Consider the following 22,706-nt stretch of genomic DNA (forward strand, 5'->3'; position numbering starts at 1 on the left):
GCCACCTACCCACGCATGCCATGAGCACCTTCATCCGCCAGGACGACCTGATCGAATCCATCGCCAGCGCGCTGCAGTACATCAGCCACTACCATCCGGCCGATTACATCGCGCACCTGGCCCGCGCCTACGAATGCGAGGCCAGCGCGCCGGCGCGCGACGCCATGGCGCAGATCCTGGCCAGCTCGCGCATGGCCGCCATCGGCCGCCGGCCGATCTGCCAGGACACCGGCATCGTCAACGTCTTCCTGGAAGTCGGCATGGACGTGCGCTGGGAGGGCTTTACCGCCAGCCTGGAAGACGCCGTCAACGCCGGCGTGCGGCGCGCCTACCTGGACCCGGACAATCCGTTGCGGGCCTCGGTGGTGTCCGACCCGCTGTTCGGCCGCGGCAACACCCGCGACAACACGCCCGCCGTCATCAGCACGCGCATCGTGCCGGGCGCCAGCGTGGCCGTCACGGTCGCGGCCAAGGGCGGCGGCTCGGAAAACAAGGCGCGGCTGGCCATGCTGAACCCGGCCGACAGCATCGTCGACTGGGTGCTGGCGCAGATACCCGCCATGGGCGCCGGCTGGTGTCCGCCCGGCATGCTGGGCATAGGCGTGGGCGGCACGGCCGAAAAGGCGGTGCTGCTGGCCAAGGAAAGCCTGATGCAGCCGCTGGACATGCATGAACTGCAGGCGCGGGCTCGGCGCGGCGACGCGCTGGCGCCCGAGGACGCGCTGCGGCTGGAACTGCACGAACGCATCAACGCGCTGGGCGTGGGCGCGCAGGGCCTGGGCGGCCTCACCACCGTGCTGGACGTGAAGATCAAGACCTACCCCACGCACGCCGCCGCCAAGCCCGTCGCGCTGATCCCCAATTGCGCGGCCACGCGCCATGCCCGCTTCGTGCTGGACGGTTCCGGCCCCGCGCACCTGGCCCCGCCGTCGCTGGACCTGTGGCCCGACCTGGGAGCCGCGCGCGGATCCAGCGCCGGCCGGCGCGTGCACCTGGACACGCTCACCCGCGAGGAAGTCGCATCCTGGCGCGCGGGCGAAACCCTGTTGCTCAATGGCCGCATGCTGACCGGACGCGATGCCGCGCACCAGCGCATCCGCGAAATGCTGGCGCGCGGCGAACCACTGCCGGCCGACTTTCGCGGCCGCGCCATCTACTACGTGGGGCCGGTGGACGCCGTGCGCGACGAAGCCGTCGGACCCGCCGGCCCCACCACGTCGACGCGCATGGACGGCTACACCGGCATGATGCTGGAGCGCACGGGACTGCTGGCGATGATAGGCAAGGCGGAGCGCGGTCCCCAGGCGGTCGAGGCGATCCGGCGCCACCGGGCGGCCTACCTGATCGCCGTGGGCGGCGCCGCCTATCTCGTGTCCCGCGCCATCCGCAGCGCACGCGTGGTCGCCTTCGAGGACCTGGGCATGGAAGCGATCCATGAGTTCGAAGTCCAGGACATGCCCGTGACCGTGGCGGTGGACGCCGAAGGCGGCAACCTGCATGTGTCGGGGCCGGCGCAGTGGCGCCGGACGGCGGGGGCCAGGGAAATACCGGTGGCGTCGACGGGGACCGCCTGACGACGAAGGTCGAAGCCGTCCTGGTAGGGGCAGCCTGGATCCCGCCGCGCCCCGGCGCGCCCTCAACCCACCTTGAATTCCACCACCGCCCCGCCGCTGCCATACAGCGGCGCATATTCCAGCACCTTGGCGCCGCGGAACTGCTCGCCCAACGCGCCCAGCAGCCAGGACATGTGCTTGAAGCCCATCTCCGCCTTGGCCTGCCCGGCGTACTCGGGCATGAGTTCACGCAGTTGTCCGGCATCGCCGCTTTCCAGCAACGCCAGCATGCGGCGGTTCCACTCGTCGTCGGCCGGCGAGATCACACAATCCGAGTCCGGCGCCACCGGCTCGCGGAACATGGTGTTGGACAGTCCGCCTATGCCGATGACCGCTGCCCGCTTGTTCTGGAGCGCGGCCGCCTGCAGGGCGATGCGGCTGAGCTGCTCCGTCTGCGCATGATCGTGGTAGAGGTTGTTGGCCGCCAGCGTCACCGGTAGCTGATCGGTGCCGAAGCCCATCAGCGTGCTGACCGTGATGGTGCCCGTGTCGATGGGAAAGTGGTCGTAGTCCACGCCGCGCGCATGGATGCCGGCATCGCGGCAGCCCTGCACACAGGCTTCGGCCAGAACCGTGTCGCTGGCGATGTCGAAGGGCAGCTCGCCATACTCGTGCCAGTTCTCATCCACGTGCACGCCAGTGCTGCGCGCGCGGGTGATCCATAGCTGGTCCAGCACTGCCATCCACTGGGTCGAATACACCAGCACCACGTCGGGCCGGGAAGCCGCCAGCGACTTGCCGGCCGCGCGCAGCGCCTGGTTCAGCCGCCCCCAGGGCGCCACGTCGCTGCGCAATTGCGGCAGCGGGCTGCCGGGAACGAGAAATGCGGAAACGAGGGTCATGGCATGTGTCCTTCGAGGGCTAGGCGGTCGCACCGGCGGATGCTTCGAGGCGGGACAACCCGGCCTCCTGAAGATTCCATTCCATCACCGCGTTACCGGTGCCGATCACGGTGCCGTAGCCGTGGAACTTGCCCGCCAGCTGCGGATAGCCCATGGCCGCGTGCATCCAGGTGAAGGCGCCGGATTTCACTTCAGCGAAGGCTTCGTCGATGAACTGCGGCAGCAGCTAGAACACCTCGCCCATCCTGCCCTTGCGCATCAGCTCGATCATGCGGATGTCCCACAGATAGCCGTCGTAGCGCGCCGGATGCTCCTTGGACATGTCCTCGGGCACCTCGGGCTGTTCATGAAAATGCCAGTGTGACAGCGTATTGCTGGCCAGCAGCACCGCGCGCCGCCCGCTCTTGCGTATGGCTTCGCGCGTGGCCCGGCCCAGCAGGTCCATTTCCTTGAGCCCCTCTTTGGTGTTGAGGTAGTACGGCGTGTTGTTCGCCGACAGCCCCACCACCGGAATGTCCCATTGCGGCCGCACCATGTGCAGCGTGGTGATGGTGCCGTAGTCCACCCTGAACTTCGGGTTGCGCATCATCTTGGTGACCAGGCCCAGCTTGCGGCCTTCCTCGCAGCAGGCTTCGGCCAGCTCTACGTCCACGTCCATGCCGAAGTCGTAGCGGAACAGGTCGGGAAAGATCGGGTCCACCGAGCGGCCCGCCAGGCGCGGCACGCCCAGAAAATGGTGGCCCACCTGCGTGATCCAGTGCGGCGAATGCACCAGCAGCACATCGGGCCGCAGGCGTTCGATGCTCTCGCGCACATGATCGTAGGCCCAGCGCAAGGTTTCCCAGCCGCCGCGCGAGCGCGGCTCGTTCTGCGGCGGGTTCTCGCCGTACACCAGGTGCGGCGGATGGGGAGCCAGGAATCCGGAAAGAATTTCGCCGTCCTTCATTGCTTACTCCTTTGCGAGAGCAGTGGGAACCCGATGTCGACCGATGCTGCGAGGCCCATTATTTTGTACGTATACGTACTGGATCCGAGTATCGAGTCACTGCAGGCCGCTGTCAACGGGCGGCACGCCCTCAGCAGCTAGGGAATTTCCCGAGCAGGCGAAAAAAAAGAGCAGCGATAGCTGCTCCTTAAAAAAGACCTTGCGGAAAAACCGTCTCCATCCTCTCGTACGGAGATGGCCGGTTTCTCGCGGCGCCGGCGGGCGCGATCAAGCCTGGGCGGAATTAGACGCCATTCCTGGCCCCAGGCACATCACTGAAATTGGGTATTTTGCGCCCCGCAGCAACGTCAACGCATAGTTGGCCACATCCAGAAACAAACGCCGGCGGCACTCCGATATCATCGCGGCTCCCTGCGCCCCGCCCGCCCGTTCATGAGTCCATCTTCCGCCCGCCGCCTTTCGTCCCGCCACCTGACCCGCCTGATCGTCCTGGCCGCGCTGGGCGCGGCGGCGGCCAGCTTTGGCCCGCCCGTCCAGTCGCAAACCGCCCGCAAGCCTTCGCCCTATGAAAACTCGCGGCCGTTGACCGCCGACGAGCGCGCGGCGCAGCAGGCGGAAGACGCCAGGAAAACCGGCCCCGCCTTCCTGGGGAAAATCCAGACCCAGGCCGAATTCCAGCAGCTTGCCCGGGTCTACAACCCTGGCACGCCGTTGGAGATCCCCCACGTGCTGTTCGTGATCGACCGGAAACAGGGCGGCAAGATCTACTACGTCAATACACCGCGCTACTCGCTGCACGAGAACTTCGCGCGTGAACGTCGCCTCTTGCCCGCCAACGACAAGGCCACGCTGATCGCGCAGTACAAGGAGCCGCAGCGGCGCCTGCTGTTCGGCACGCTCAGTTGGCAGCGCGACCTGCCCGGCTACACCTATGAATTCTGGGAAGGCGACCGGCTCACCCCGGAGCTGTTGAAGCTGACCGAGGAAAAACTGCAGGCCAGCTTCTACGAACCCGTGCGCTTCAAGGCCAATTCCACGCTGCACGAACAGGTCGCGCAGAATTCTGGCCTGAAGCCCGTGACGCAGGAATCGCTGCTGCGCGAACAGACCTTCCTGCCGCTGAACACCGGCCAGGCGCAAGGCCGGCTGCGCATCGTGGCTTCGGTGGACGACACGCCGGACCTGGCGCCGACCGACATCCTGGTGCTGGACGAGGTTCCGGTGGCGCTGCCGCCCGTGGCCGGCCTGGTCACGCAGCGCCCCTCCACCCTGCTGTCCCACGTCAATCTGCTGGCAAAGGGCTGGCGCATTCCCAACGCCTATGTGCGCGATGCCGTCGCCGCACTGCGCGAGCACGACGGCCAATGGGTCGAGCTGACCGTCACCAGCAGCGGCTATCAGGTGCAACGCATCGCCAAGCCTGAAGCCCCGCCGCCCAGGGCTGCCCAGCCGCTGCCCAAGCCCGACCTGACGGTCAAGGCGATCAAGCCGCTCTCCGGCATGGTCACGCGCGACAGCCGCCATTGCGGCGTGAAGGCGGCCAACCTGGGCGCGCTGAAGTCCACGCTGCCGCCTGCGGCCACCGTGCCGGACGGCTTCTGCATCCCCTTCGCGCAGTACGCGGCCTTCATGGCGCAGCTGGGCGTGCCGCAGCGCATGGCCGCGCTGGAGCAGCGGGCGGACTTCGCCAGCGATGCCAACGTGCGCCGCGCCGAACTGGCCGCGCTACGCCAGGACATCATCCAGGCCCAACCGGATCCGGCCTTGGCCGCCGCCTGGCGCGAACGCTGGCAAAAGCAGTTGCAGGGCCGCGGCGTGTTCGTGCGCAGCTCGTCCAATTCCGAGGACCTGCCGGGATTCAGCGGCGCGGGGCTCTACACCACCGTGCCCAACGTGACGCAGGCCGACGCGCTGGCGCAAGCCGTGCAGACCGTGTGGGCCTCGGTCTACAACTACGAAGCATACGAAGCCCGGCGCGCGGCCGGCATCGGCCAGGACGGCGTGGTGATGGCGGTGCTGGTGCAACAGGCGGCGGCATCGGACAGCTCGGGCGTCATGATCACCCGCGATCCCTTCGACGCCTCGCGCCGCTACGTCACCTACATCTCGGCCAAGCGCGGCCTGGGCATCAAGGTGGTGGAAGGCAAGCGGCAGGCCGAACAGCTGATGTACTCCAGCTGGTCCAAGGCGGTGCAGGTGCTGACCCGCTCCGCCGAAGACACCCAACTGGTGGCGGACGCCGCGGGCGGCGTGCGCGAAGTGCCGATCGAGGGCGCGCGCCAGGTGTTGAACGATGCCCTGGTGGCGCGCCTGGCTGCCGTGGGCAGCCAGGTCAAGCAGCGCCTGGGCGGCGCGGACCAGGATATCGAATGGGCCGTGCAGGGTGACGACATCCTGATCCTGCAGGCCCGGCCGTACATCGACGGCAGCCGTTAGGCCTTAATCCGGACTCGCTCCCGAGGCCTGCACGACCTGCTTCCACTGCATGAACTCGGCCTGCTGGCGCGCCGCCAGCTCGGCCGGCCCGTCATGCATCATGGTGACCCCCAGCTGGTCGAACTTCTGTTGCAGCGCCTGGTCGGCCAGGACTTTGCGGATGGCCTGATGCAAGGTCTCGATAGTCGCGCGGGGCGCCTCCTTTGCGCCATAGAACGCTACCCACAGGTCGCCGCGGAATCCTGGTATGGCTTCGTTGATGGCAGGAACATCGGGCAGCAAGGCGTTGCGCTTTTCGCTGCTGACGCCCAGCGCGCGCAGCTTGCCGGCCTTGATGCCTTCCACCGCCGAGGGCAGGCTGGCGAACAGCATCGGCACCTGATTGCCCATCACATCCGCCATGGCCGGCGACACGCCGCGATAGGGAATGTGCTGCATGCGCAGCCCGCCCATCTGGTCCAGCATGACGCCCAGCAGATGGTTCAAGGTCCCCGCGCCGGCCGAGGCGTACTGGTACTTTTCCGGGTGGGCCTTGATCAAGGCCATGAACTCCTTCATGTCCTTCGCGGGAAAGGCCGGGTTCACGCACAGCACGTTGGGCACTTCGCCCACCGCGGCGATCGGCGCGAAGTCCTTGATCGGATCGAACTTCGCATCTTTGTAGACCCAAGGCACGATCAGCTGGTTGCTGTTCGCCGTGAACAGCACGGTGTAGCCATCCTGCGGCTCGCGCAGGAACGCCTGCGTGCCGACGACGCCGCCGGCGCCAGGCTTGTTGATGACAACCACGGGCTGTCCCAGCTCGGCGCCGAGTTTTTCCGCCATGATGCGCGCAACGATATCCACCGTGCCGCCGGCCGCCGTGGGCACGACGACATTGATCGGACGGTCGGGAAAGGCGGCGTGGGCCTGCCCCAATCCTGTCACCGCTGCGGCGGCGCACAGGGCCAGCACGCCCTGCCTCAGTTTCTTGAATCCCATTTCATTCCCCTTGCTGTTTCAGCAGATGATGTAAATCCCGGCCGATGGCGAGCAAGGCCAGGTCCTTGCCCAGATCGCCGACCAATTGCATACCCATGGGCAGTCCCGCGCGGCTGAATCCGGTCGGCAGGTGCAGGCATGGCCACCCCAGCACCGACCAGATCTTGTTGTATGAAGCGTCGCCGGTGTGCTCCAGCCCAAGGGGCGCCGGCCCCGGCGTGCTGGGCGTAAGCACCAAGTCGGCGCCGCCATAGAGCGCGCCCCAGCCCTGGCGCAGCGCTGCCTGCATCCCAAGCATCTCGTGGTACTCCCCAGCCCCGATGGCCAGGCCACGCGTCACCGCCTGGCGCAAGACGGCGCTCAGGGCATGGCCTTGGCGCTCCACTACCGGCGCCAGACTGCGTGCGAACTCGTAGTGCATGATCACATCGTGCGCCTGGAGCAAAAGCGCCGTCTCGCGTTCGGCTTGCACGGTCACGCACTGCACGCCATGCGCGGCCAGCACCGCAAGGGCGCGATCGATCTCGGCACGGCTCTCGACACACAATCCGGCTTTCGGATTGTTCAATTGCACCGCGACGGTCAGTTGGCGACCGGATGGTACGGGCGCATGCGCGCCGCCCACGAGCACGTCCGCGATGAGCTGGGCGTCCGCCACGCTGTTCGCGTACCAGCCTATGGTGTCCAACGATTCGCAAGTGAGCTTCATGCCGTCCCGGAACACTCGGCCGGCGCTGGGTTTGAACCCGACAACGCCGCAATAGGCCGCCGGACGGATCATGGAGCCCCCCGTCTGCGTGCCCAACGCGGCCGGCACCATGCCGGCCGCCACCGCGGCGGCGGAGCCGCTGGAGGAGCCGCCGGGCGTATGCGCCAGGGCATGGGGATTGCGGGTGGGGCCCGGTGTCCTGAACGCGAACTCGGCTGTCACGGTCTTGCCCACGGGGATCGCGCCGACCGCCCGCAGCATGCCGACGCTGCAGGCGTCGAACGCCGCCTTGCCGGTAATCAAGCCAGGCGCGCCGAAACCTGTGGGCATGTCCGCTACGTCGATCACATCCTTGATGCCGATAGGCACGCCGGCCAGCGCGCCAACGGCGTGCTGCGCCGGGTCCATCTGCTCCAGCGCCGCGGCGGGCAGCACATGGCTCCAGGCGCGGATTGCCGGGTCTTGCCGCGCAATGGCCGCCAGGCTCTGGCGCGCCGCCGCGAACGCCGCCACCTCGCCTTCCCTCACGCTTTGAGCGATGGCGGCGACTGAGGCAGGAATGGAAGCGAGGGACATGTGCGAATCCGGAATGCCGGCGGTGTGTAGCGATGCGGCATCTTAGGAACTCGACTAATCTATGTCCAATATGTAATTTCGCCCTGATTATGTCGAAATCCGAATTAATCTTCCTGGACGGTCGCTTGCTGGTCCTGTTCTGCGCGCTGGCGGAAGAACTGCACTTCGCGCGGGCGGCGGCGCGCCTGTTCATGACCCAACCGCCCCTCACGCAGCAGATCAAGCGGCTGGAAGCGATCGTCGGCGTGCCGCTGTTCGTACGCACCACGCGCTCGGTAAAGCTGACGCCTGCTGGCGAAATCATGTATGAACGAGCGCGCAAGATCGCAGCCGACACCCAGCTGATGCTGCGGCAGGCGCGGCGCACGGCCCGCGGCGAGACCGGGTCGCTGGTGATAGGCATCACGCCCAGCGCGGCAAGCTCGCCGCTGGTGTCGGCGCTCAGCCATTACCGCGATGCACACCCGGAAGTCCGCATCGATCTGCGCGAAATGAATTCCGTCGACATGGAGCCGGCGCTGCGGTCGCGCGCCGTCGATGTGGCGCTGATGCGACCGCATCCGCTGGATGCGGATATCGTGACCCGCGTCATCTACGAAGAGCCCCTGCGCGTGGCGCTGCGCCATGATCATGCGCTGGCGCATCAGCGTGATGTTTCGCTGGAAGAACTGCTGGAATATCCCTTGGTGGGTTACCGCCAGGACGTCTCGCCGTACTTCCGCAGCATGATCCAGGCGCTGTACGCGCGCGCGCAGCTGAAGCCGGAAATTGCGCAGGAAAGCGTCATTCCGACTTTGCTGACGCTGGTGGAAGCCGGCGTCGGCCCTGCACTGGTACCCCAATCATTGTCCCGCATGCGCTCGGATTCATTGCGCTTCCTGCCTTTGCGCGCTGTGGCGGGAGCCACGGCCCAGGTGGTGCTGGCGGCGTTGCGCGACCAAGGCAATCCTGCGGTGGAAGGATTCAGCGCCGCATTGGCGCAAGCCGTAACCCCTCGCTAGGCACTTGTCCGGGCTTGCGTTGGAACGCCGCGCAAGCGCGGCGTTCCATTGCGCCTAGATGTGCAGCGCGTGGCCCAGCGCCTTGAGCGCCGCTTCCTGCACCGCTTCGCCCAGCGTCGGATGCGCGTGAATGGTGCCCGCCACGTCTTCCAGCGTGGCGCCCATTTCCAGCGACTGGCCGAAGGCCGTCGACAGCTCGGACACGCCGCGTCCCACTGCCTGCCAGCCCACGATCAGGTGGTTGTCGCGGCGCGCGACCACGCGCACGAAGCCGTCGGTGGATTCCAGCGTCATCGAGCGGCCGTTGGCGGCGAACGGGAAGGACGCCGTCAGGCAGTCCAGCCCCGCGCTTTCCGCCTCCGCGGGCGACAGGCCCGCCACCACGACCTCGGGGTCGGTGAAGCAGACCGCCGGGATGGAGGCAGGCTGGAAATGGCGGCGCTTGCCCGAAACCAGCTCGGCCACCATCTCGCCCTGCGCCATGGCGCGGTGCGCCAACATGGGTTCGCCGGCGATGTCGCCGATGGCCCAGACGTCGCGCATGGAGGTGCGGCACTGGTCGTCGATGCGCAGCGCGTTGCCCTTGCGGTCCAGCTGCAGGCTTTCCAGCCCCCAATCCTGCGTGCGCGGACGCCGTCCCACCGCGATCAGCACGCGGTCGGCCGGCAGCAGGGTTTCGACGCCCGCCGCGTCCTGCACGCGCACTGCATTGCCGGCGCCGTTCAGGCCCAGCACCTTGCGGCCCAGGTGCAGGTCCACGCCCATTTTGCCTAGCGCCGCCGCCACCGGCTTGGTAAGTTCGGCGTCGTAGGTCGGCAGGATGCGGTCCTGCGCTTCCACCACGGCCACTTCGGCGCCCAGCTTGCGGTACACGGTGCCGAGTTCCAGGCCGATGTAGCCGCCGCCCACCACCACCAATTGCCTGGGGATGCTGGCAGGCGACAAGGCTTCGGTGGACGACACCACCATGCCGCCGAAAGGCATGGACGGCAGCGGCGTCGGTTCGGATCCCGCCGCCAGCAGCAGATGTTCGCACTGGATGCGGATGGCGCCGGACTCGCCGCCTTCCACTTCCACGGTCTTGCCGTCCAGCAACCGGGCCCAGCCGCGCACCACTTCCACGCCGTTCTTCTTCAGCAACGCGGCCACGCCGCCGGTCAGCTTGCCGACGATGCCGTCCTTCCAGGCCACGGTCTGGGCCAGGTCGATGGCGGGCGCCGACACGGAAATGCCCAGCGCCGACTTGCCCGCGTAGTGGCGCGCCTTGTCAAATTCCTCGGCCGCGTGGATCAGCGCCTTGGAGGGGATGCAGCCGATGTTCAGGCAGGTGCCGCCCAGCTGGGCGCCTTCGACCAGGATGGTCGGTACGCCCAGCTGGCCGGCGCGGATGGCGGCGACGTAGCCGCCGGGGCCGCCGCCGATCACCAGCAAAGTCGTAGTCTTAGTGATCTGGCTCATGCTTACTCCACGAAAAGCAGCGCGGGTTGTTCCAGCAGCGCGCGCACCGCCTGGATGAAGCGCGCCGCGTCCATGCCGTCCACCACGCGGTGGTCGAAGGACGACGACAGGTTCATCAGCTTGCGCGCCACCACGGCGCCATTGCGGATAGCGGGCCGCTCGACGATGCGGTTCACGCCCACGATGCCGACCTCGGGATGGTTGATCACCGGCGTGGTGACGATGCCGCCCAAAGGCCCCAGGCTGGTAATGGTGATGGTCGACCCCGACAGCTCGTCGCGGCTGGCGCTGCCCGTGCGCACCGCCTCGGCCAGGCGGACGATCTCGGCCGCCATGGACCAGAGGTCGCGCGCCTCGGCGTGGCGCATGACCGGCACCATCAGGCCGCCGTCGCTCTGCGTGGCGATGCCGATGTGGACCCCGCCGTAGCGCGTGACCACGCCGCCCTCGTCGTCGTAGCGCGCGTTGATCTGCGGAAAATCGCGCAGCGCCACCACCATGGCGCGCGCCAGCAGCGGCAATAGCGTGAGCTTGCCGCGCGTCGCGCCCCACTTCTGGTTGAGGCTGGCGCGCAGTTCTTCCAGTTCGGTCACGTCGATTTCCTCGACGTAGCTGAAGTGCGGAATGCGGCGTTTGGACTCCGCCATCTTCTGCGCGATCTTGCGGCGCAGGCCGATGACCGGCACGTTTTCCTCGTCGTTGCGCTCGGCGTAGGCCACGCCGCCGCGGGCTTGGGCGCCCCCGCCCTGCCCTTGCAGGTAGGCGTCCAGGTCTTCGTGCAGGATGCGGCCGGCCGGGCCGCTGCCGTGCACGTAGCGCAGTTCGACGCCCAGGTCCCAGGCGCGCTTGCGCACCGCGGGCGACGCCAGCGGCTTGTCGCCGGGCTGGCGCGCCAGGACGGCGGTCGCCTGGCGCGCGGGCTTGACCGGCGCGGCTGGCGGCGCGGCCGGCTTCGCGGGCGCGGCGGCCTCTGCCTTCGGCGCAGGCGCAGGCGCGGGCTGCGGAGCAGGCGCTGCGGCGGCAGGTTGTGCCGCCGCGGGAGCCGCAGCCGCCTTGGCCGGCGGCGCATCGGCGCCGGGCTTCAGGTTGCCCTCGCCTTCGACTTCCAGGCGGATCAGCTCGCCGCCCACCGCCATGACCTGGCCCACGTCCCCGCCCAGCGCGACCACGCGGCCGACCACCGGCGCGGGAATCTCGACCGTGGCCTTGTCCGTCATGACGTCGGCCAGGGGCTGGTCCTCGGCCACCATGTCGCCGATCTTCACGTGCCAGGCGACCAGTTCCACTTCCGCGATGCCTTCGCCGATGTCGGGCATCTTGATGACATGAATACCCATCTCTCAACCCTCCATCGCGCGCTTGAACGCTTCGCCGACCCGGCGCGGGCCGGGGAAGTACGCCCATTCCTGCGCGTGGGGATACGGCGTATCCCAGCCGGTCACGCGTTCCACGGGCGCCTCCAGATGATGGAAGCAGTGTTCCTGCACCAGCGCGATCAGCTCGGCGCCGAAGCCGCAGGTGCGCGTGGCTTCGTGCACCACCACGCAGCGGCCGGTCTTCTTGACCGAGTTGACGATGGCGTCCAGGTCCAGCGGCCACAGGCTGCGCAGGTCGATGATCTCGGCGTCGATGCCGGTTTCCTCGGCGGCCGTCAGCGACACGTGCACGGTGGTGCCGTAGGTCAGCACGGTCAGCGCGTTGCCGGGCCGCACGATGGCGGCCGAGTCCAGCGGCACGGTGTAGTAGCCGGTGGGCACCACGCTGCCCGGCCGCCCGGTCCAGGGCGTGACGGGCCGGTCATGGTGGCCATCGAACGGGCCGTTGTAGAGCCGCTTGGGCTCCAGGAAGATGACCGGGTCGTCGTTCTCGATGGACGCGATCAGCAGGCCCTTGGCATCGTACGGATTGGACGGCATCACCGTGCGCAGCCCGCAGACCTGCGTGAACATGGCCTCGGGGCTCTGGCTGTGCGTCTGGCCGCCGTAGATGCCGCCGCCGCAAGGCATGCGGATGGTCATGGGCGCGACGAATTCGTTGACCGAGCGGTAGCGCAGGCGCGCGGCCTCGGACACGATCTGGTCCGAAGCGGGATAGAAATAATCGGCGAACTGGATCTCGCAGACGGGGCGCAAGCCGTAGGCGCCCATGCCCACCGCCACGCCGACGATGCCGCCTTCGGAGATGGGCGTGTCGAACACGCGCGAGCTGCCGTACTTGGCCTGCAGGCCTTCGGTGCAGCGGAACACGCCGCCGAAATAGCCGACGTCCTGCCCGAACACCACCACGTTGTTGTCGCGCTCCAGCATCACATCCATGGCCGAGCGCAAAGCCTGGATCATGGTCATCGGCGCGGAGGCCGGACCAGCGTTGTTATCGATAGCCATGATCAGACTCCGAGCTGCTGACGCTGCCGGCGCAGATGCTCCGGCATGTCCTTGTACACGTCTTCAAAGATGCTGGCGGCGCTGGGGACGTGGCCGTCCACCAGGGTGCCGTAGCTTTCCGCTTCCTTCTGCGCCGCCAGGATCTCGGCGTCGAGCTCGGCCTTGACGGCTTCATGCTCTTCGTCGGACCAGATGCCCAGCAGGATCAGGTGCTTCTTGAAACGCGCGATCGGATCGCCCAGCGGGAAGTGGCTCCAATCGTCGCCGGGACGGTACTTGGAGGGATCGTCGGACGTCGAGTGCGGCCCGGCGCGGTAGGTCACCCATTCGATCAGGGTCGGCCCCAGATTGCTGCGGGCGCGTTCGGCGGCCCAGCGCGAGGCGGAGTAGACCGCCAGGAAATCGTTGCCGTCCACCCGCAGCGAAGCGATGCCGCAGCCCACGCCGCGGCCCGCGAAGGTCGCGCCTTCGCCGCCGGCGATGGCCTGGAAGGTGGAGATGGCCCACTGGTTGTTGACCACGTTCAGGATGACCGGCGCGCGGTAGACGTGGGCGAAGGTCAGTGCGGTGTGGAAGTCGGCCTCGGCGGTGGCGCCGTCGCCGATCCAGCCAGAAGCGATGCGGGTATCGCCCTTGATGGCCGAGGCCATGCCCCAGCCCACCGCCTGGATGAATTGCGTGGCCAGGTTGCCGGAGATGCTGAAGAAGCCCCGTTCGCGGTCGGAATACATGACCGGCAGTTGGCGCCCCTTGAGCGGATCGCGTTCGTTGGACATCAGCTGGCACATCATGGTGACCAGCGAGGCGTCGCGCGCCAGCAGGATGCTCTGCTGGCGGTAGGTCGGAAAGCACATGTCGCCCTGCTCCAGCGCCATGGCGTGGGCCGTGCCGATGGCCTCTTCGCCCAGGCTCTGCATGTAGAACGAGATCTTCTTCTTGCGCTGGGCGGTCAGCATGCGCGCATCGAACAGACGCGTCTTCAGCATGTTGCGCATGCCGGCGCGCAGCTGCTCATGGCTGAGTTCCGGCGCCCACGGTCCGACGGCGCTGCCGTCGTCCGCGATCACCCGGACCAGGCTGTAGGCCAGTCCGCCGGTATCGACCGCGGCAACATCAATGGGGGGTTTGGGCACATCGCCGGGCGGCGACAGGTGCAGGTAGGAAAAATCGGTCTTGCAACCCGGGCGCCCTGTAGGCTCCGGGACGTGCAACTTCAACGGCCCATATTGGCTCATGTATTGTCTCCACGCTTGATCGTGTCATGCGCATTCTTCTTACCAAGACACTGCCCAAGGGGGTGACCTCGGACATTGCCATCGTCGGCCGGTGCAAAGGGATGAACATGCACGACCGGCAGCCAGAGTAGCACAGGGCGCAGCCCCGAAACAGGGGCCGCGCCGGGCCTCGTTGCCCGCGCCGGTCGCGGGCCATGCGGCGCTGGCGGGGTCGCGGTGGCGGCGGCCGGCGACGTCATATACTGCCTGTCCCTGATCCGCTGGAAACCGACGTGCCCCGATTGACCGCCTCGAAATGGTTCAGCTGGACCGGCATCGTGTTCGCCGCGCTGTACCTCGCCATCGTCATCCTCTGCGTTGCCGCCGCGCTGTCGGCCGGCGGCGACGACAAGGGGCGTTTCGTGCTGCTGCAATTGCCGCTGGCGCTGCAACTGGCGCTACTGCATGAACTGAACTTGGACCGTTTGCTGGAAGGCCTGTCCTGGGTCGGCGGCTACCTGCTGATCGGACTGCCCACGCTGGCCCTCTTCTACTTCGCGGGCTGGAGCCTGGAGCGGCTCGTGCGCCTGGCCTTCCGGCCGTTCGGGGACCGGCGCCAGGCACGCCGCCCATGAAGAATTGCCGCCGCCCGGTTTTTCCTTGCGCGCGCAACAGCAAGACAGGCCATGCGGGGCCATGGGTCAGGCTTGGTTCTTGCGATTGCCGGTCTTCCTCGCATTGCCGACCATGGGCAGTATGAATGCACCGCGATGACTAGCCCTGAAGCCGCGCGGCGGTCAGTGGCCTAGTCCGCGAAGGACATTGCCATCTCTAGCTTCCTTTTTTGGTCAAGAAGTAATGCGCTGGCGAATCTCCGAAGGCGCGGCGGAACATGGCAATGAAGTTGCTTGGCGAGGCGTAACCCAATTGATCGGAAACATCCGTTACTGATGCACCGCGCGCCAGCATTTCCAGCGCATGTCCCAATTGCGCCTGCTGGCGCCATTGGGCGAAGCTCAAGCCTGTTTCCGACAGGATCAGCCGCCTCAAGGTTCGGGCCGACATGGCTCCCCACTGCGCCCAGTCCTCCAACGTGCGCGGATTGCCAGGGTTTTCCAGAATCGCCTGCGCCACACGGGCCAGCCGCAGGTCGGAAGGCATGGGGATGTGAAGCGACTCATGCGGCGCTCGGCGGATTTCGTCGAGGATGACCGCGGCGATGCGAACCTGCTCCGGTGCCAGCAGCGCATGCTTATCCCAATTCTCGGCACGCCGCACCAGAGCATGCAAGACCTCCGAAATGCCGATGACGCACGGCTGTTTCGGTAGCCGTCTGCCTCCATGAGGAGTGATCAGCAGGCTCCAGCCCGTCAGCGCGCCACTTACCCGCACCTGATGCGGAATGTTCGGCGGTATCCAGCCTGCACGGTGCGGGGGCAGCAGCCACGAGCCATGCTGTGTCCTGACCTGAATCATCCCCGCTTCGACACAGAAGACCTGGCCTCTCGCATGCTGATGCCAGTCGTACTCCCGCGTCCCGAGCTGGAATTCATTGTCGGGATTGTCATTGCCTCTCAGCGCGATCAGGAAAGGTCCTTCGAGCCACTCGCTGAGATCAACGGTTGGAGAGACTCGGGCCGGTTCGGGCGTATTGGCCATTTTTCACTATTTTTAGTCCATTTGCCGTTATATCAGTTTAGCTCCCGCCAACCACAATGGCCTATCTGCAGGTTTCACAACGATAGATTGACCATTGTTCATTCGGGATCAAGTACACATGTCTTCCACCTCTACGCCAGTCATGCCCCCACCGCTTTTACGCGATGGAATTTCAACTTGGGTTGCCACCCTGGTCGCCAGCCTGTGCGCCTTCATGGTCGTGATGGATGGCGCCATCGTGAGTGTCGCGCTCCCGGCGATGCGGGACGACCTGGGGCTATCTGCGGTACAGCTTCAATGGGTGGTCGATATCTATCTTTTGCTGCTGGGTGGCTTCATGCTGCTGGCGGCTCGCGCCAGCGACATCTATGGCCGGCGAAACGTGTTGCTATGGGGATTGGCGTTGTTCACTGGCGCCAGCCTGATGGGTGGCTTGGCGCAATCAGGAGCGATCCTGCTGGTTGCTCGCGCAGTGCAAGGATTTGGCGCCGCAGCGCTGGCAACATCGCCGCTGGCTGTGATCGTGGCTGCTCATCCCCCTGGAGCCGGCCAAGATCGCGCGATTGGTTGTTGGGCAGCGTGTGCCGCGATGGGCTCTGCTTTCGGCGTGGTGATCGGCGGCGTGCTGACCAGTCTGGTCGATTGGCGCTGGGTCATGTTCGTCAATGTGCCGCTGGGCCTGATTCTGTTCGTAGCGGTCATGCTCAGCCTGAGTCCGCTGCATCCGGATACGCCAAGGGCCAAGCTGGACATACCGGGAGCCATCACGGTGACGCTGTCCTTGGCATCATTTCTGTACGCCATATCGCAATCGGCTCATGCAGGCTGGAGCGACACGCTCGTATTCAATGCAATGGCTTTTGCACTGATCATGTTCCTGGCGTTCGTGTTCCGGGAATTTCGCGCCAAGCAGCCGCTGGTCCGATTCGGCATCTTCCGATTGCGCAATGTTCCCATCGGGATGGTTATGGTCTCGGGGCTCGGCGCAATTCTCACGGCCTCGGCGTTCTTCCTGTCTTTGGCGCTGCAGCGCATTGATGGACGCAACCCGCTGGAAACAGGCTTGGCACTGTTGCCAATGGCCCTCGCCCTGGCAATCGCGGCAATGGCTTCCCGCTCTTTGCGCGATGCCGGTTTCACCCGCTTGCCTTTGACCGGCGGCTTAATCGCTGCGGGCGGGTTGATCTGGCTCTATTGGCTGCCCATGCATCCAGCGCATGCGACCGAACTTCTGCTACCAACCCTGCTGGTCGGCGCAGGTAACGGCCTGGTGATGATGAGCGCGACCCAGGCCGTGCTGGCCGGGGTACCCCGCCAGGATTCTGGATTGGCGGCAGGTCTGCAAAACACCTCACGCCAATTGGGCGGCGCCGTCGGCATTGCCATTCTGGCTTCTGTGGCCCATGGCGTGACGACGGCTCACCTGGCCGGCGGCGAATTACCGCAAGTGGCTGAACTGGCCGGGTATCACGCGGCATTCCTGATCGCGGGGCTGCTCAGCATCGTCTCTGCCCTGGCTTCGCTGCTGCTTCAGCGTACGCCCGTCTCGGGCAGCCAGGGAGAAACACAGCGGACTCAGACCGGACCGGTCCACTCCGTGACGAATTCCCGGTAGTCCGGGCGGTTGGCCGGCGGCACCGCGCAAGCCGGCGTGCCAATGGCCAAGAAGCCCAGGAAACGGTAGTCCAGCGCGTCCAGGCCCAGCGCGTTCTGCACGTCTTCGACGTAGGTGCCGATACCGGTGCTCCAGAACGCGCCGTAGCCCAGCATGTGCACGGCGTTCAGCAGGTTCATGGTGGCGGCGCCGGTGGCCAGCAGCTGTTCCTGCTCCGGAATCTTGGTGTTGTCGTGCGCGATCTTCTGCGCCACCGCGACGAAGAGCGGCACGCCGGCCATCCATTCGCGCACCGACTTTTCCTTTTCCGGCGTCATGCGCGGATCGCCGCTGCGCTTGACGGCGTCCAGCGCCAGATCGGCCAGCTTGCCGATGGCCTCGCCCTGGATCACCACGAAACGCCACGGGCGCAAGGCGCCATGGTCGGGCGCCGACATGGCCGCCTGCAGGATCTGTTCGAGTTCCTCGGGCTTGGGCGCCGGGGCGCGGAGGAACTTGAAGGAACGGCGCGTATTCAGGGCGTGCAACGGGGTGGCGGTCGGGGTGGCGTTCTGGCTAGTGGTCATCGGATCAGGCGTCAATGAGAAAGAAACACAATTCATATTACGCCACTCCGCCGCCACGGGCCGTCATCCCCCCGGACCGCCAGAGGTCATTCGATCTGGATGCCGACCTCTTTGATGACGCCCGCCCAGCGCGCCAGCTCCGCGTTGACGAACTGGCCCAGCTCGGACGGGCTGCTGGCGCCGGGCGTGGCGCCCTCGCCCTTGAAGCGGGTCTGCAGGGCCGGCACCGCCAGCGAGCGCGCCACCGCCTGGTTCAGCACCGCCACCACCGCGTCGGGCGTGCCCTTGGGGGCCATCAACGCATTCCAGGTGTTGATCTCGTAGCCCTTGAACATCGGGTCCTCGGCCACCGTCGGCACGTCGGGCAGTTCTGCCGAACGGTCACGCGTGGTCACGGCCAGGGCGCGCAAGGCGCCCGCGCGAACCTGCGGCAAGGCCGCAGGCAAGGTGGCGAAGCTGAACTGGGTCTCGCCGCTCATGACCGAGGAATTGGCCAGCGACCCGCCCCGGTACGGCACGTGCTGGATCTGCACCTTGGCCTCCGAGGCGAACATGGCGCCAGCCACGTGCACCGGCGAGCCATTGCCGCTGGAGGAATAGTTCAGGTCGCCCGGCTTCTCGCGCGCCAGCTTGACCAGATCGGCCACCGAGGCGACCGGCAGCTTGGGATTGGCGACCAGCACCAGCGGGATGGACGCGATCATGCTGACCGGCGTGAAGCCGCTCACCGGGTCGTAGCCCAGCGACTTCTTGTACACGACCGGATTGATGCCATGGCTGGACACGGTGGCCATGAACAAGGTGTAGCCATCGGGCGCGGCCTGCTGCACGGAGGCCGCGGCGATGTTGCCGGCGGCGCCGGCCTTGTTTTCGATGATGACGGGCTGCTTGAGCTCCTTGCTCAACTGCTCGCCCAGCGCCCGCGCCAGGATGTCCGTGGTGCCGCCGGCGGCGTAGCCCACCACGATGCGCACCGGCTGGCTAGGGTACGCCCCCTGCGCGTGCAGCGGCGCCGCGCACAGCCACGCCGCCAAACCCGCCAGGCCTGCCCTCAGATGAACCGCTTTCATGTCTGTCTCCTCGTCGCCGCGCTTCTGCTGCGCGGTCTATGGCCTGGCCGTCCCCGGTGGGATCGGTGGCCGGGTTGATCCGGTCCGCGACGGATTCAGGACGCAAGCCTCCCCCGGGCCGCGCCGGCGACGGCGCGGACCTGCAAGCCGCGTAGGGAATCCGGCCCGCGGCCGGAGATCAGGTGCCGGTGAACACCGGCGCTCTCTTTTCCGCGAACGCCTTGCGGCCTTCGCGGTAGTCATTGCTTTCGAAACACTCCAGCACCAGGCGGCGCATGCCCTCCACGTCGACTTCCGGCCCCAGCTGCTGGAGCTGCCGGATCATCTTCTTGCCGGCGCGCAGCGTCAGCGGCGCGTTGGCCTGGATCTGCGCCAGCATGGTCTCCAGCACCTGCGGCAGTTCGTCCGCCGGGGCCACCCTGCGGATCAGGCCCAGTTCCTTGGCCTGATGGGCGTCGTAACGCGCCGCCGTAAGGAAAATCTCCAACGCGTTGGCCGGACCGACCGCCGTCACCAGGTTGCGGATCGCGGTCAGGCGGTAGCCCAGGCCCAGCTTGCCGGCGGGAATGGCGAAGCTGCTGTTGTCCGAGGCGATGCGGATGTCGCAGCACAGGGCGATGTTCAGGCCGCCGCCGATGCAATAGCCCTGGATGTACGCAATCGTGGGCTTGTCGTAGTCGTACAGCGCCAGCTGCGCGGTTTCGGCCACGCGTTCGTATTCCACCACGGCGTCTTCGCCGCTGCGCAGCTTGTCGAACTGCGAGATGTTGGCGCCGCTGACGAAGGCCTTGCCGCCCGCGCCCTGCAGCACCACCGCCCGGATCTCCGGGTCCTGGCGGAAGGCTTCCAGCACCACCGGCACCGCCTCCCACATGGCGAACGACACGGCGTTGTGCCGCTGCGGATCGTTGAAGGTCAGCCAGCCCACCGCGCCGCGCTTTTCGGCCACGATGCTGTCGGTGATATCGCCCTGCAGGATGCGTTGTATGGTCACGGTTGCTTTCCTTGTATGACTGTCTGGTGCCGTTGAATGCCATTGGTCAGGTGGGCGCGCATGGCAAGGCGCGCGGCCTCGCTGTCGCCAGCCACGATGGCATCGAAGATGCGGTGATGTTCGCGTTCGATTTCCGGCACGCGCTCGGTGCCCGCGCTGGTGTAGCGCAGCGTGCGCACGGCGCCGCGGAACACGTGGCGCAGGTGCGCCAACAGGCGCACGAAGTAAGGGTTGTTGGTGGCCTCGCCCACGGCCATGTGGAAGTCCAGCGCGTGGTCGGCGCCGGCCTGCCAGTCGTTGCCAGCCGCGTCTACCCGTTGCAGGGCCTGGCGCAGGGTTTCGATCTGTTCGGGGGTGCGGTGCAAGGCCGCCTGCGCGGCCGCGCCGGATTCCAGCTCCACGCGCAGTTGGAAGATGTGCGCCAGCGGCTCGGGCTGCAGCAGGTCTTCGGGCGCGATCTCGAAATTGCGCGTGCCCACGTCCTGCGCCACGAAGGAACCCACGCCGCGCCGCGTATCCACGTACCCCGACAGCTTCAGCCGCGCGATCGCCTCGCGCACCACGTTGCGGCTGACGGCGAACATCTGCGCCAGCTCGAACTCCGTGGGCAGACGCTGGCCGGGCTCGAATTCGCGCGCCACGATCTTCTGGCGGATCTGCGAAGCGATCTCGTCCGGCAGGTTGTCGGGGCGTCCCAGGCTGGAAAAGACCTGGTCGGCGGCGGTGGATGGTGCGTTCATGGGGGCTGTCTCCGTCTGGGCCGCCGGATACGCGGGCGGCCTTGGCGGCGATTTTATGCTCGGTGCCTGGACGGATCCCTTAAATGACGCCTTCGCGGGCCAGCTGCTGCAAGTCGGCGGGCGCCAAGCCCAGCATGCCGCCGTAGACGTCGCCATTGTGCTGGCCGCGCTCGGGCGCGGGCGCCATTTCCCCAGCGCTCGAGCGGCTCAGGATCATCGGCTGCCCCACCACCGAGATCGGCCCCAGCGCGGGATGGCGGATCTCGCGGCTGAGTCCCAGGTGGCGCACCTGCGGATCCTCGAAGGTCTGGTCCATGCCCAGGATCGGACCGCAAGGCACGCCTTCCTTGTTCATCAACGCGATCCATTCGGCGGTGCGTCGGGTCGCGGTGCGCGCGCCGATGGCCGCGTTCAGCGCCGGACGGTTGCGCGCCCGCAGCGGCACGGTCAGGAAGCGCTCGTCCTCGATCAGTTCCGGCAGTTCCAGCACGCGGCACAGGCGCGCATAGATATCGTTGCCCATGGCCGCGATGTTCATATAGCCGTCACTGGTGGGAAACACGCCGGTCGGGCTGCTGGTGGGATGGTCGTTGCCGCTCTGGCCCGGCACCTCGCCGTTCATCAGCCAGCGCATCGCCTGGAAATCCATCATCCAGACCTGCGATTGCAGCAACGAGGTCTGCACCCACTGCCCCTGCCCCGACACCTCGCGCTCCAGCAGCGCGATGAAGATGCCGATGGCGCAGAACAGGCCGGAAGTCAGGTCCGCCACCGGGATCCCGGCCCGCATGGGGCCACGGCCGGGCTCGCCCGTCACCGACATCAGCCCGCCTATGCCCTGTGCGATCTGGTCCAGCCCTGGCCGTCCGGCGTAGGGGCCGTCCTGCCCGAAGCCGGACACGCTGGCGTAGACGATGCGCGGGTTCACCTGGCGCAACGTCTCGTAGTCGATGCCCAACTTGAACTTGACGTTGGGCCGGTAGTTTTCCACCACCACGTCGGCCTGGCGCACCAGGTCCAGGAACAGCGCCCGGCCCTGCGGGTGCTTCAGATTCAGCGTGACGCTGCGCTTGTTGCGGTGGGTGTTCTGGTAGTCGGCGAACTGGGCGGAACCGCCCGGCTTGTCGTCCTGCTCGTCACCCGGCTCTTCGATCTTGATGACGGTGGCGCCCCAGTCCGCGAACTGGCGCACGGCGGCGGGTCCCGAGCGCACTCGCGTCAGGTCCAGGACGGTGAATCGGCCCAAGGGCTTGGAATCCATGCTTGTCTGCCTCTCTGTTCGGCGTCGCTGGGGGGTGAACCGCGCCGCCTTGTCATTATTTGTTGGATGTTGGACATCTTATATGTTGATTTTGGGCGCAACAAGACGCCGCCGCGCTTTTTGCGCGGCGGGTTTTCCCTAGGCCATCAGGCCTGTATTCCGTGATGCCGCCCTTTGCAGGGCCGGTGTCAGCCCAGGTGGGTGTGGCGTTCCTGGCGCTCTTCGACCTGCATTTCGCTCAGGCCATGCAGGATGCCGCAGTCTTCCGTGTCGGGCCGGGCCGACAGGCAGCGCTGGCGCAGTTCGGTGAGCTGGGTCTTGAGCTGGGTCAGCTCGGCGATGCGCTCGTCCACGTGGGAGATGTGCTCGTCGAACAGTTCATTGATGGGGCCGCAACCGCTTTGATGGTTGTCCGCCAGCGACAGAATGGCGCGGATCTCGTCCTGCGTCATGTCCAGCGCCCGGCAATTGCGAATCAGCCGCAGCCGCTCCAGATGGGGCTGGCCGTAGCTGCGGTAATTGTTCAGCCCCCGTTCCGGGGCCGGCAACAGCCCTTCTTTCTCGTAATACCTGACGGTCTCGACCGTGGTCCCGGCCGCCGTGGCCAATTCGCCGATACGCATCGCTGCCTCCCGGATCGC

At 66.8% G+C, this 22,706-nt stretch carries 19 protein-coding genes and 1 pseudogene; 5 read left to right on the forward strand and 15 right to left on the reverse strand.

The features are described from left to right. Positions 1-20 precede the first annotated feature (20 nt). Positions 21-1,574, forward strand: a complete 1,554-nt coding sequence (locus tag NGK62_RS23585) for a fumarate hydratase (protein ID WP_251880614.1) — start codon at positions 21-23, stop codon at positions 1,572-1,574. A 62-nt stretch (positions 1,575-1,636) separates the two neighbouring features. On the opposite strand, the gene NGK62_RS23590 is transcribed toward NGK62_RS23585, so the two are convergent. Both NGK62_RS23590 and cnbCb read right to left on the reverse strand, forming a co-directional pair. Next, complete coding sequence (locus tag NGK62_RS23590; protein ID WP_251880615.1) at positions 1,637-2,455, reverse strand: DODA-type extradiol aromatic ring-opening family dioxygenase; 819 nt, start codon at positions 2,453-2,455, stop codon at positions 1,637-1,639. A gap of 19 nt (positions 2,456-2,474) precedes the next feature. Further along, positions 2,475-3,401: pseudogene (gene cnbCb, locus NGK62_RS23595) on the reverse strand (2-aminophenol 1,6-dioxygenase subunit beta). Between the two features lie 432 nt (positions 3,402-3,833). Here cnbCb and NGK62_RS23600 point away from each other — a divergent pair. Continuing rightward, positions 3,834-5,837 carry a PEP/pyruvate-binding domain-containing protein gene (locus NGK62_RS23600; RefSeq protein WP_251880616.1) on the forward strand — a complete coding sequence of 668 codons (2,004 nt, stop codon included), beginning with the start codon at positions 3,834-3,836 and terminating at the stop codon, positions 5,835-5,837. 3 nt (positions 5,838-5,840) lie between these two features. On the opposite strand, the gene NGK62_RS23605 is transcribed toward NGK62_RS23600, so the two are convergent. Together NGK62_RS23605 and NGK62_RS23610 are read right to left on the reverse strand one after the other, a co-directional pair. Next, positions 5,841-6,818, reverse strand: a complete 978-nt coding sequence (locus NGK62_RS23605) for a Bug family tripartite tricarboxylate transporter substrate binding protein (RefSeq protein ID WP_251880617.1) — start codon at positions 6,816-6,818, stop codon at positions 5,841-5,843. Position 6,819: 1 nt separating this feature from the next. Beyond that, positions 6,820-8,103: an amidase gene (locus NGK62_RS23610; RefSeq protein ID WP_251880618.1), complete on the reverse strand. Its 1,284-nt coding sequence runs from the start codon at positions 8,101-8,103 to the stop codon at positions 6,820-6,822. 89 nt (positions 8,104-8,192) lie between these two features. On the opposite strand from NGK62_RS23610, the gene NGK62_RS23615 reads away from it, so the two are divergent. After that, positions 8,193-9,104 carry a LysR substrate-binding domain-containing protein gene (locus tag NGK62_RS23615; protein WP_251880619.1) on the forward strand — a complete coding sequence of 304 codons (912 nt, stop codon included), beginning with the start codon at positions 8,193-8,195 and terminating at the stop codon, positions 9,102-9,104. Between the two features lie 54 nt (positions 9,105-9,158). Here the strand turns inward: NGK62_RS23615 and lpdA are convergent, their stop codons facing one another. Genes lpdA through NGK62_RS23635 form a run of 4 tightly spaced genes read right to left on the reverse strand, consistent with a single transcriptional unit; the run spans position 9,159 to position 14,181 of the window. Next, positions 9,159-10,562: a dihydrolipoyl dehydrogenase gene (gene lpdA / locus NGK62_RS23620; RefSeq protein WP_118934635.1), complete on the reverse strand. Its 1,404-nt coding sequence runs from the start codon at positions 10,560-10,562 to the stop codon at positions 9,159-9,161. Between the two features lie 2 nt (positions 10,563-10,564). After that, positions 10,565-11,899, reverse strand: a complete 1,335-nt coding sequence (locus tag NGK62_RS23625; protein WP_251880620.1) for a dihydrolipoamide acetyltransferase family protein — start codon at positions 11,897-11,899, stop codon at positions 10,565-10,567. Between the two features lie 3 nt (positions 11,900-11,902). Further along, positions 11,903-12,946 (reverse strand): alpha-ketoacid dehydrogenase subunit beta, encoded by a 1,044-nt coding sequence (locus NGK62_RS23630; protein WP_059374292.1) that lies wholly within the window; start codon positions 12,944-12,946, stop codon positions 11,903-11,905. 2 nt (positions 12,947-12,948) lie between these two features. Beyond that, complete coding sequence (locus NGK62_RS23635; protein WP_059374291.1) at positions 12,949-14,181, reverse strand: 3-methyl-2-oxobutanoate dehydrogenase (2-methylpropanoyl-transferring) subunit alpha; 1,233 nt, start codon at positions 14,179-14,181, stop codon at positions 12,949-12,951. A gap of 272 nt (positions 14,182-14,453) precedes the next feature. Between NGK62_RS23635 and NGK62_RS23640 the strand changes: the two genes are divergently transcribed. Next, positions 14,454-14,795 (forward strand): hypothetical protein, encoded by a 342-nt coding sequence (locus NGK62_RS23640; RefSeq protein ID WP_059374290.1) that lies wholly within the window; start codon positions 14,454-14,456, stop codon positions 14,793-14,795. Positions 14,796-14,991: 196 nt separating this feature from the next. On the opposite strand, the gene NGK62_RS23645 is transcribed toward NGK62_RS23640, so the two are convergent. Then, a complete protein-coding gene (locus tag NGK62_RS23645) occupies positions 14,992-15,819 on the reverse strand; it encodes an AraC family transcriptional regulator (protein ID WP_251880621.1) in 828 nt (275 codons plus the stop codon). A 118-nt stretch (positions 15,820-15,937) separates the two neighbouring features. Here NGK62_RS23645 and NGK62_RS23650 point away from each other — a divergent pair, with 118 nt between their 5' ends. Continuing rightward, positions 15,938-17,434, forward strand: a complete 1,497-nt coding sequence (locus NGK62_RS23650; protein WP_251880622.1) for an MFS transporter — start codon at positions 15,938-15,940, stop codon at positions 17,432-17,434. On the opposite strand, the gene NGK62_RS23655 is transcribed toward NGK62_RS23650, so the two are convergent. From NGK62_RS23655 to cadR, 6 genes are all read right to left on the reverse strand, one after another. After that, positions 17,395-18,000, reverse strand: coding sequence for a nitroreductase family protein (locus NGK62_RS23655; protein ID WP_251880623.1), 606 nt, complete (start codon positions 17,998-18,000; stop codon positions 17,395-17,397). The genes NGK62_RS23650 and NGK62_RS23655 overlap by 40 nt on opposite strands. 86 nt (positions 18,001-18,086) lie before the next feature. Next, a complete protein-coding gene (locus NGK62_RS23660) occupies positions 18,087-19,070 on the reverse strand; it encodes a Bug family tripartite tricarboxylate transporter substrate binding protein (protein WP_251880624.1) in 984 nt (327 codons plus the stop codon). A 178-nt stretch (positions 19,071-19,248) separates the two neighbouring features. After that, the gene (locus NGK62_RS23665; RefSeq protein WP_059374288.1) at positions 19,249-20,064 is read right to left on the reverse strand and encodes an enoyl-CoA hydratase; all 816 of its coding nucleotides are present in this window, start codon (positions 20,062-20,064) and stop codon (positions 19,249-19,251) included. After that, on the reverse strand, positions 20,061-20,804 hold the full coding sequence (locus NGK62_RS23670; protein WP_251880625.1) for a FadR/GntR family transcriptional regulator: 744 nt from the start codon (positions 20,802-20,804) through the stop codon (positions 20,061-20,063). The genes NGK62_RS23665 and NGK62_RS23670 overlap by 4 nt, the downstream gene beginning before the upstream one ends. 79 nt (positions 20,805-20,883) lie before the next feature. Then, positions 20,884-22,065: a CaiB/BaiF CoA transferase family protein gene (locus NGK62_RS23675; protein ID WP_059374286.1), complete on the reverse strand. Its 1,182-nt coding sequence runs from the start codon at positions 22,063-22,065 to the stop codon at positions 20,884-20,886. Between the two features lie 188 nt (positions 22,066-22,253). Then, positions 22,254-22,688, reverse strand: a complete 435-nt coding sequence (gene cadR, locus NGK62_RS23680; RefSeq protein ID WP_054456564.1) for a Cd(II)/Pb(II)-responsive transcriptional regulator — start codon at positions 22,686-22,688, stop codon at positions 22,254-22,256. Positions 22,689-22,706 lie beyond the last annotated feature (18 nt).

Origin of the sequence: Achromobacter sp. Marseille-Q4954 (assembly GCF_943737025.1) — a bacterium.
Lineage (GTDB): Bacteria > Pseudomonadota > Gammaproteobacteria > Burkholderiales > Burkholderiaceae_B > Achromobacter > Achromobacter bronchisepticus_A.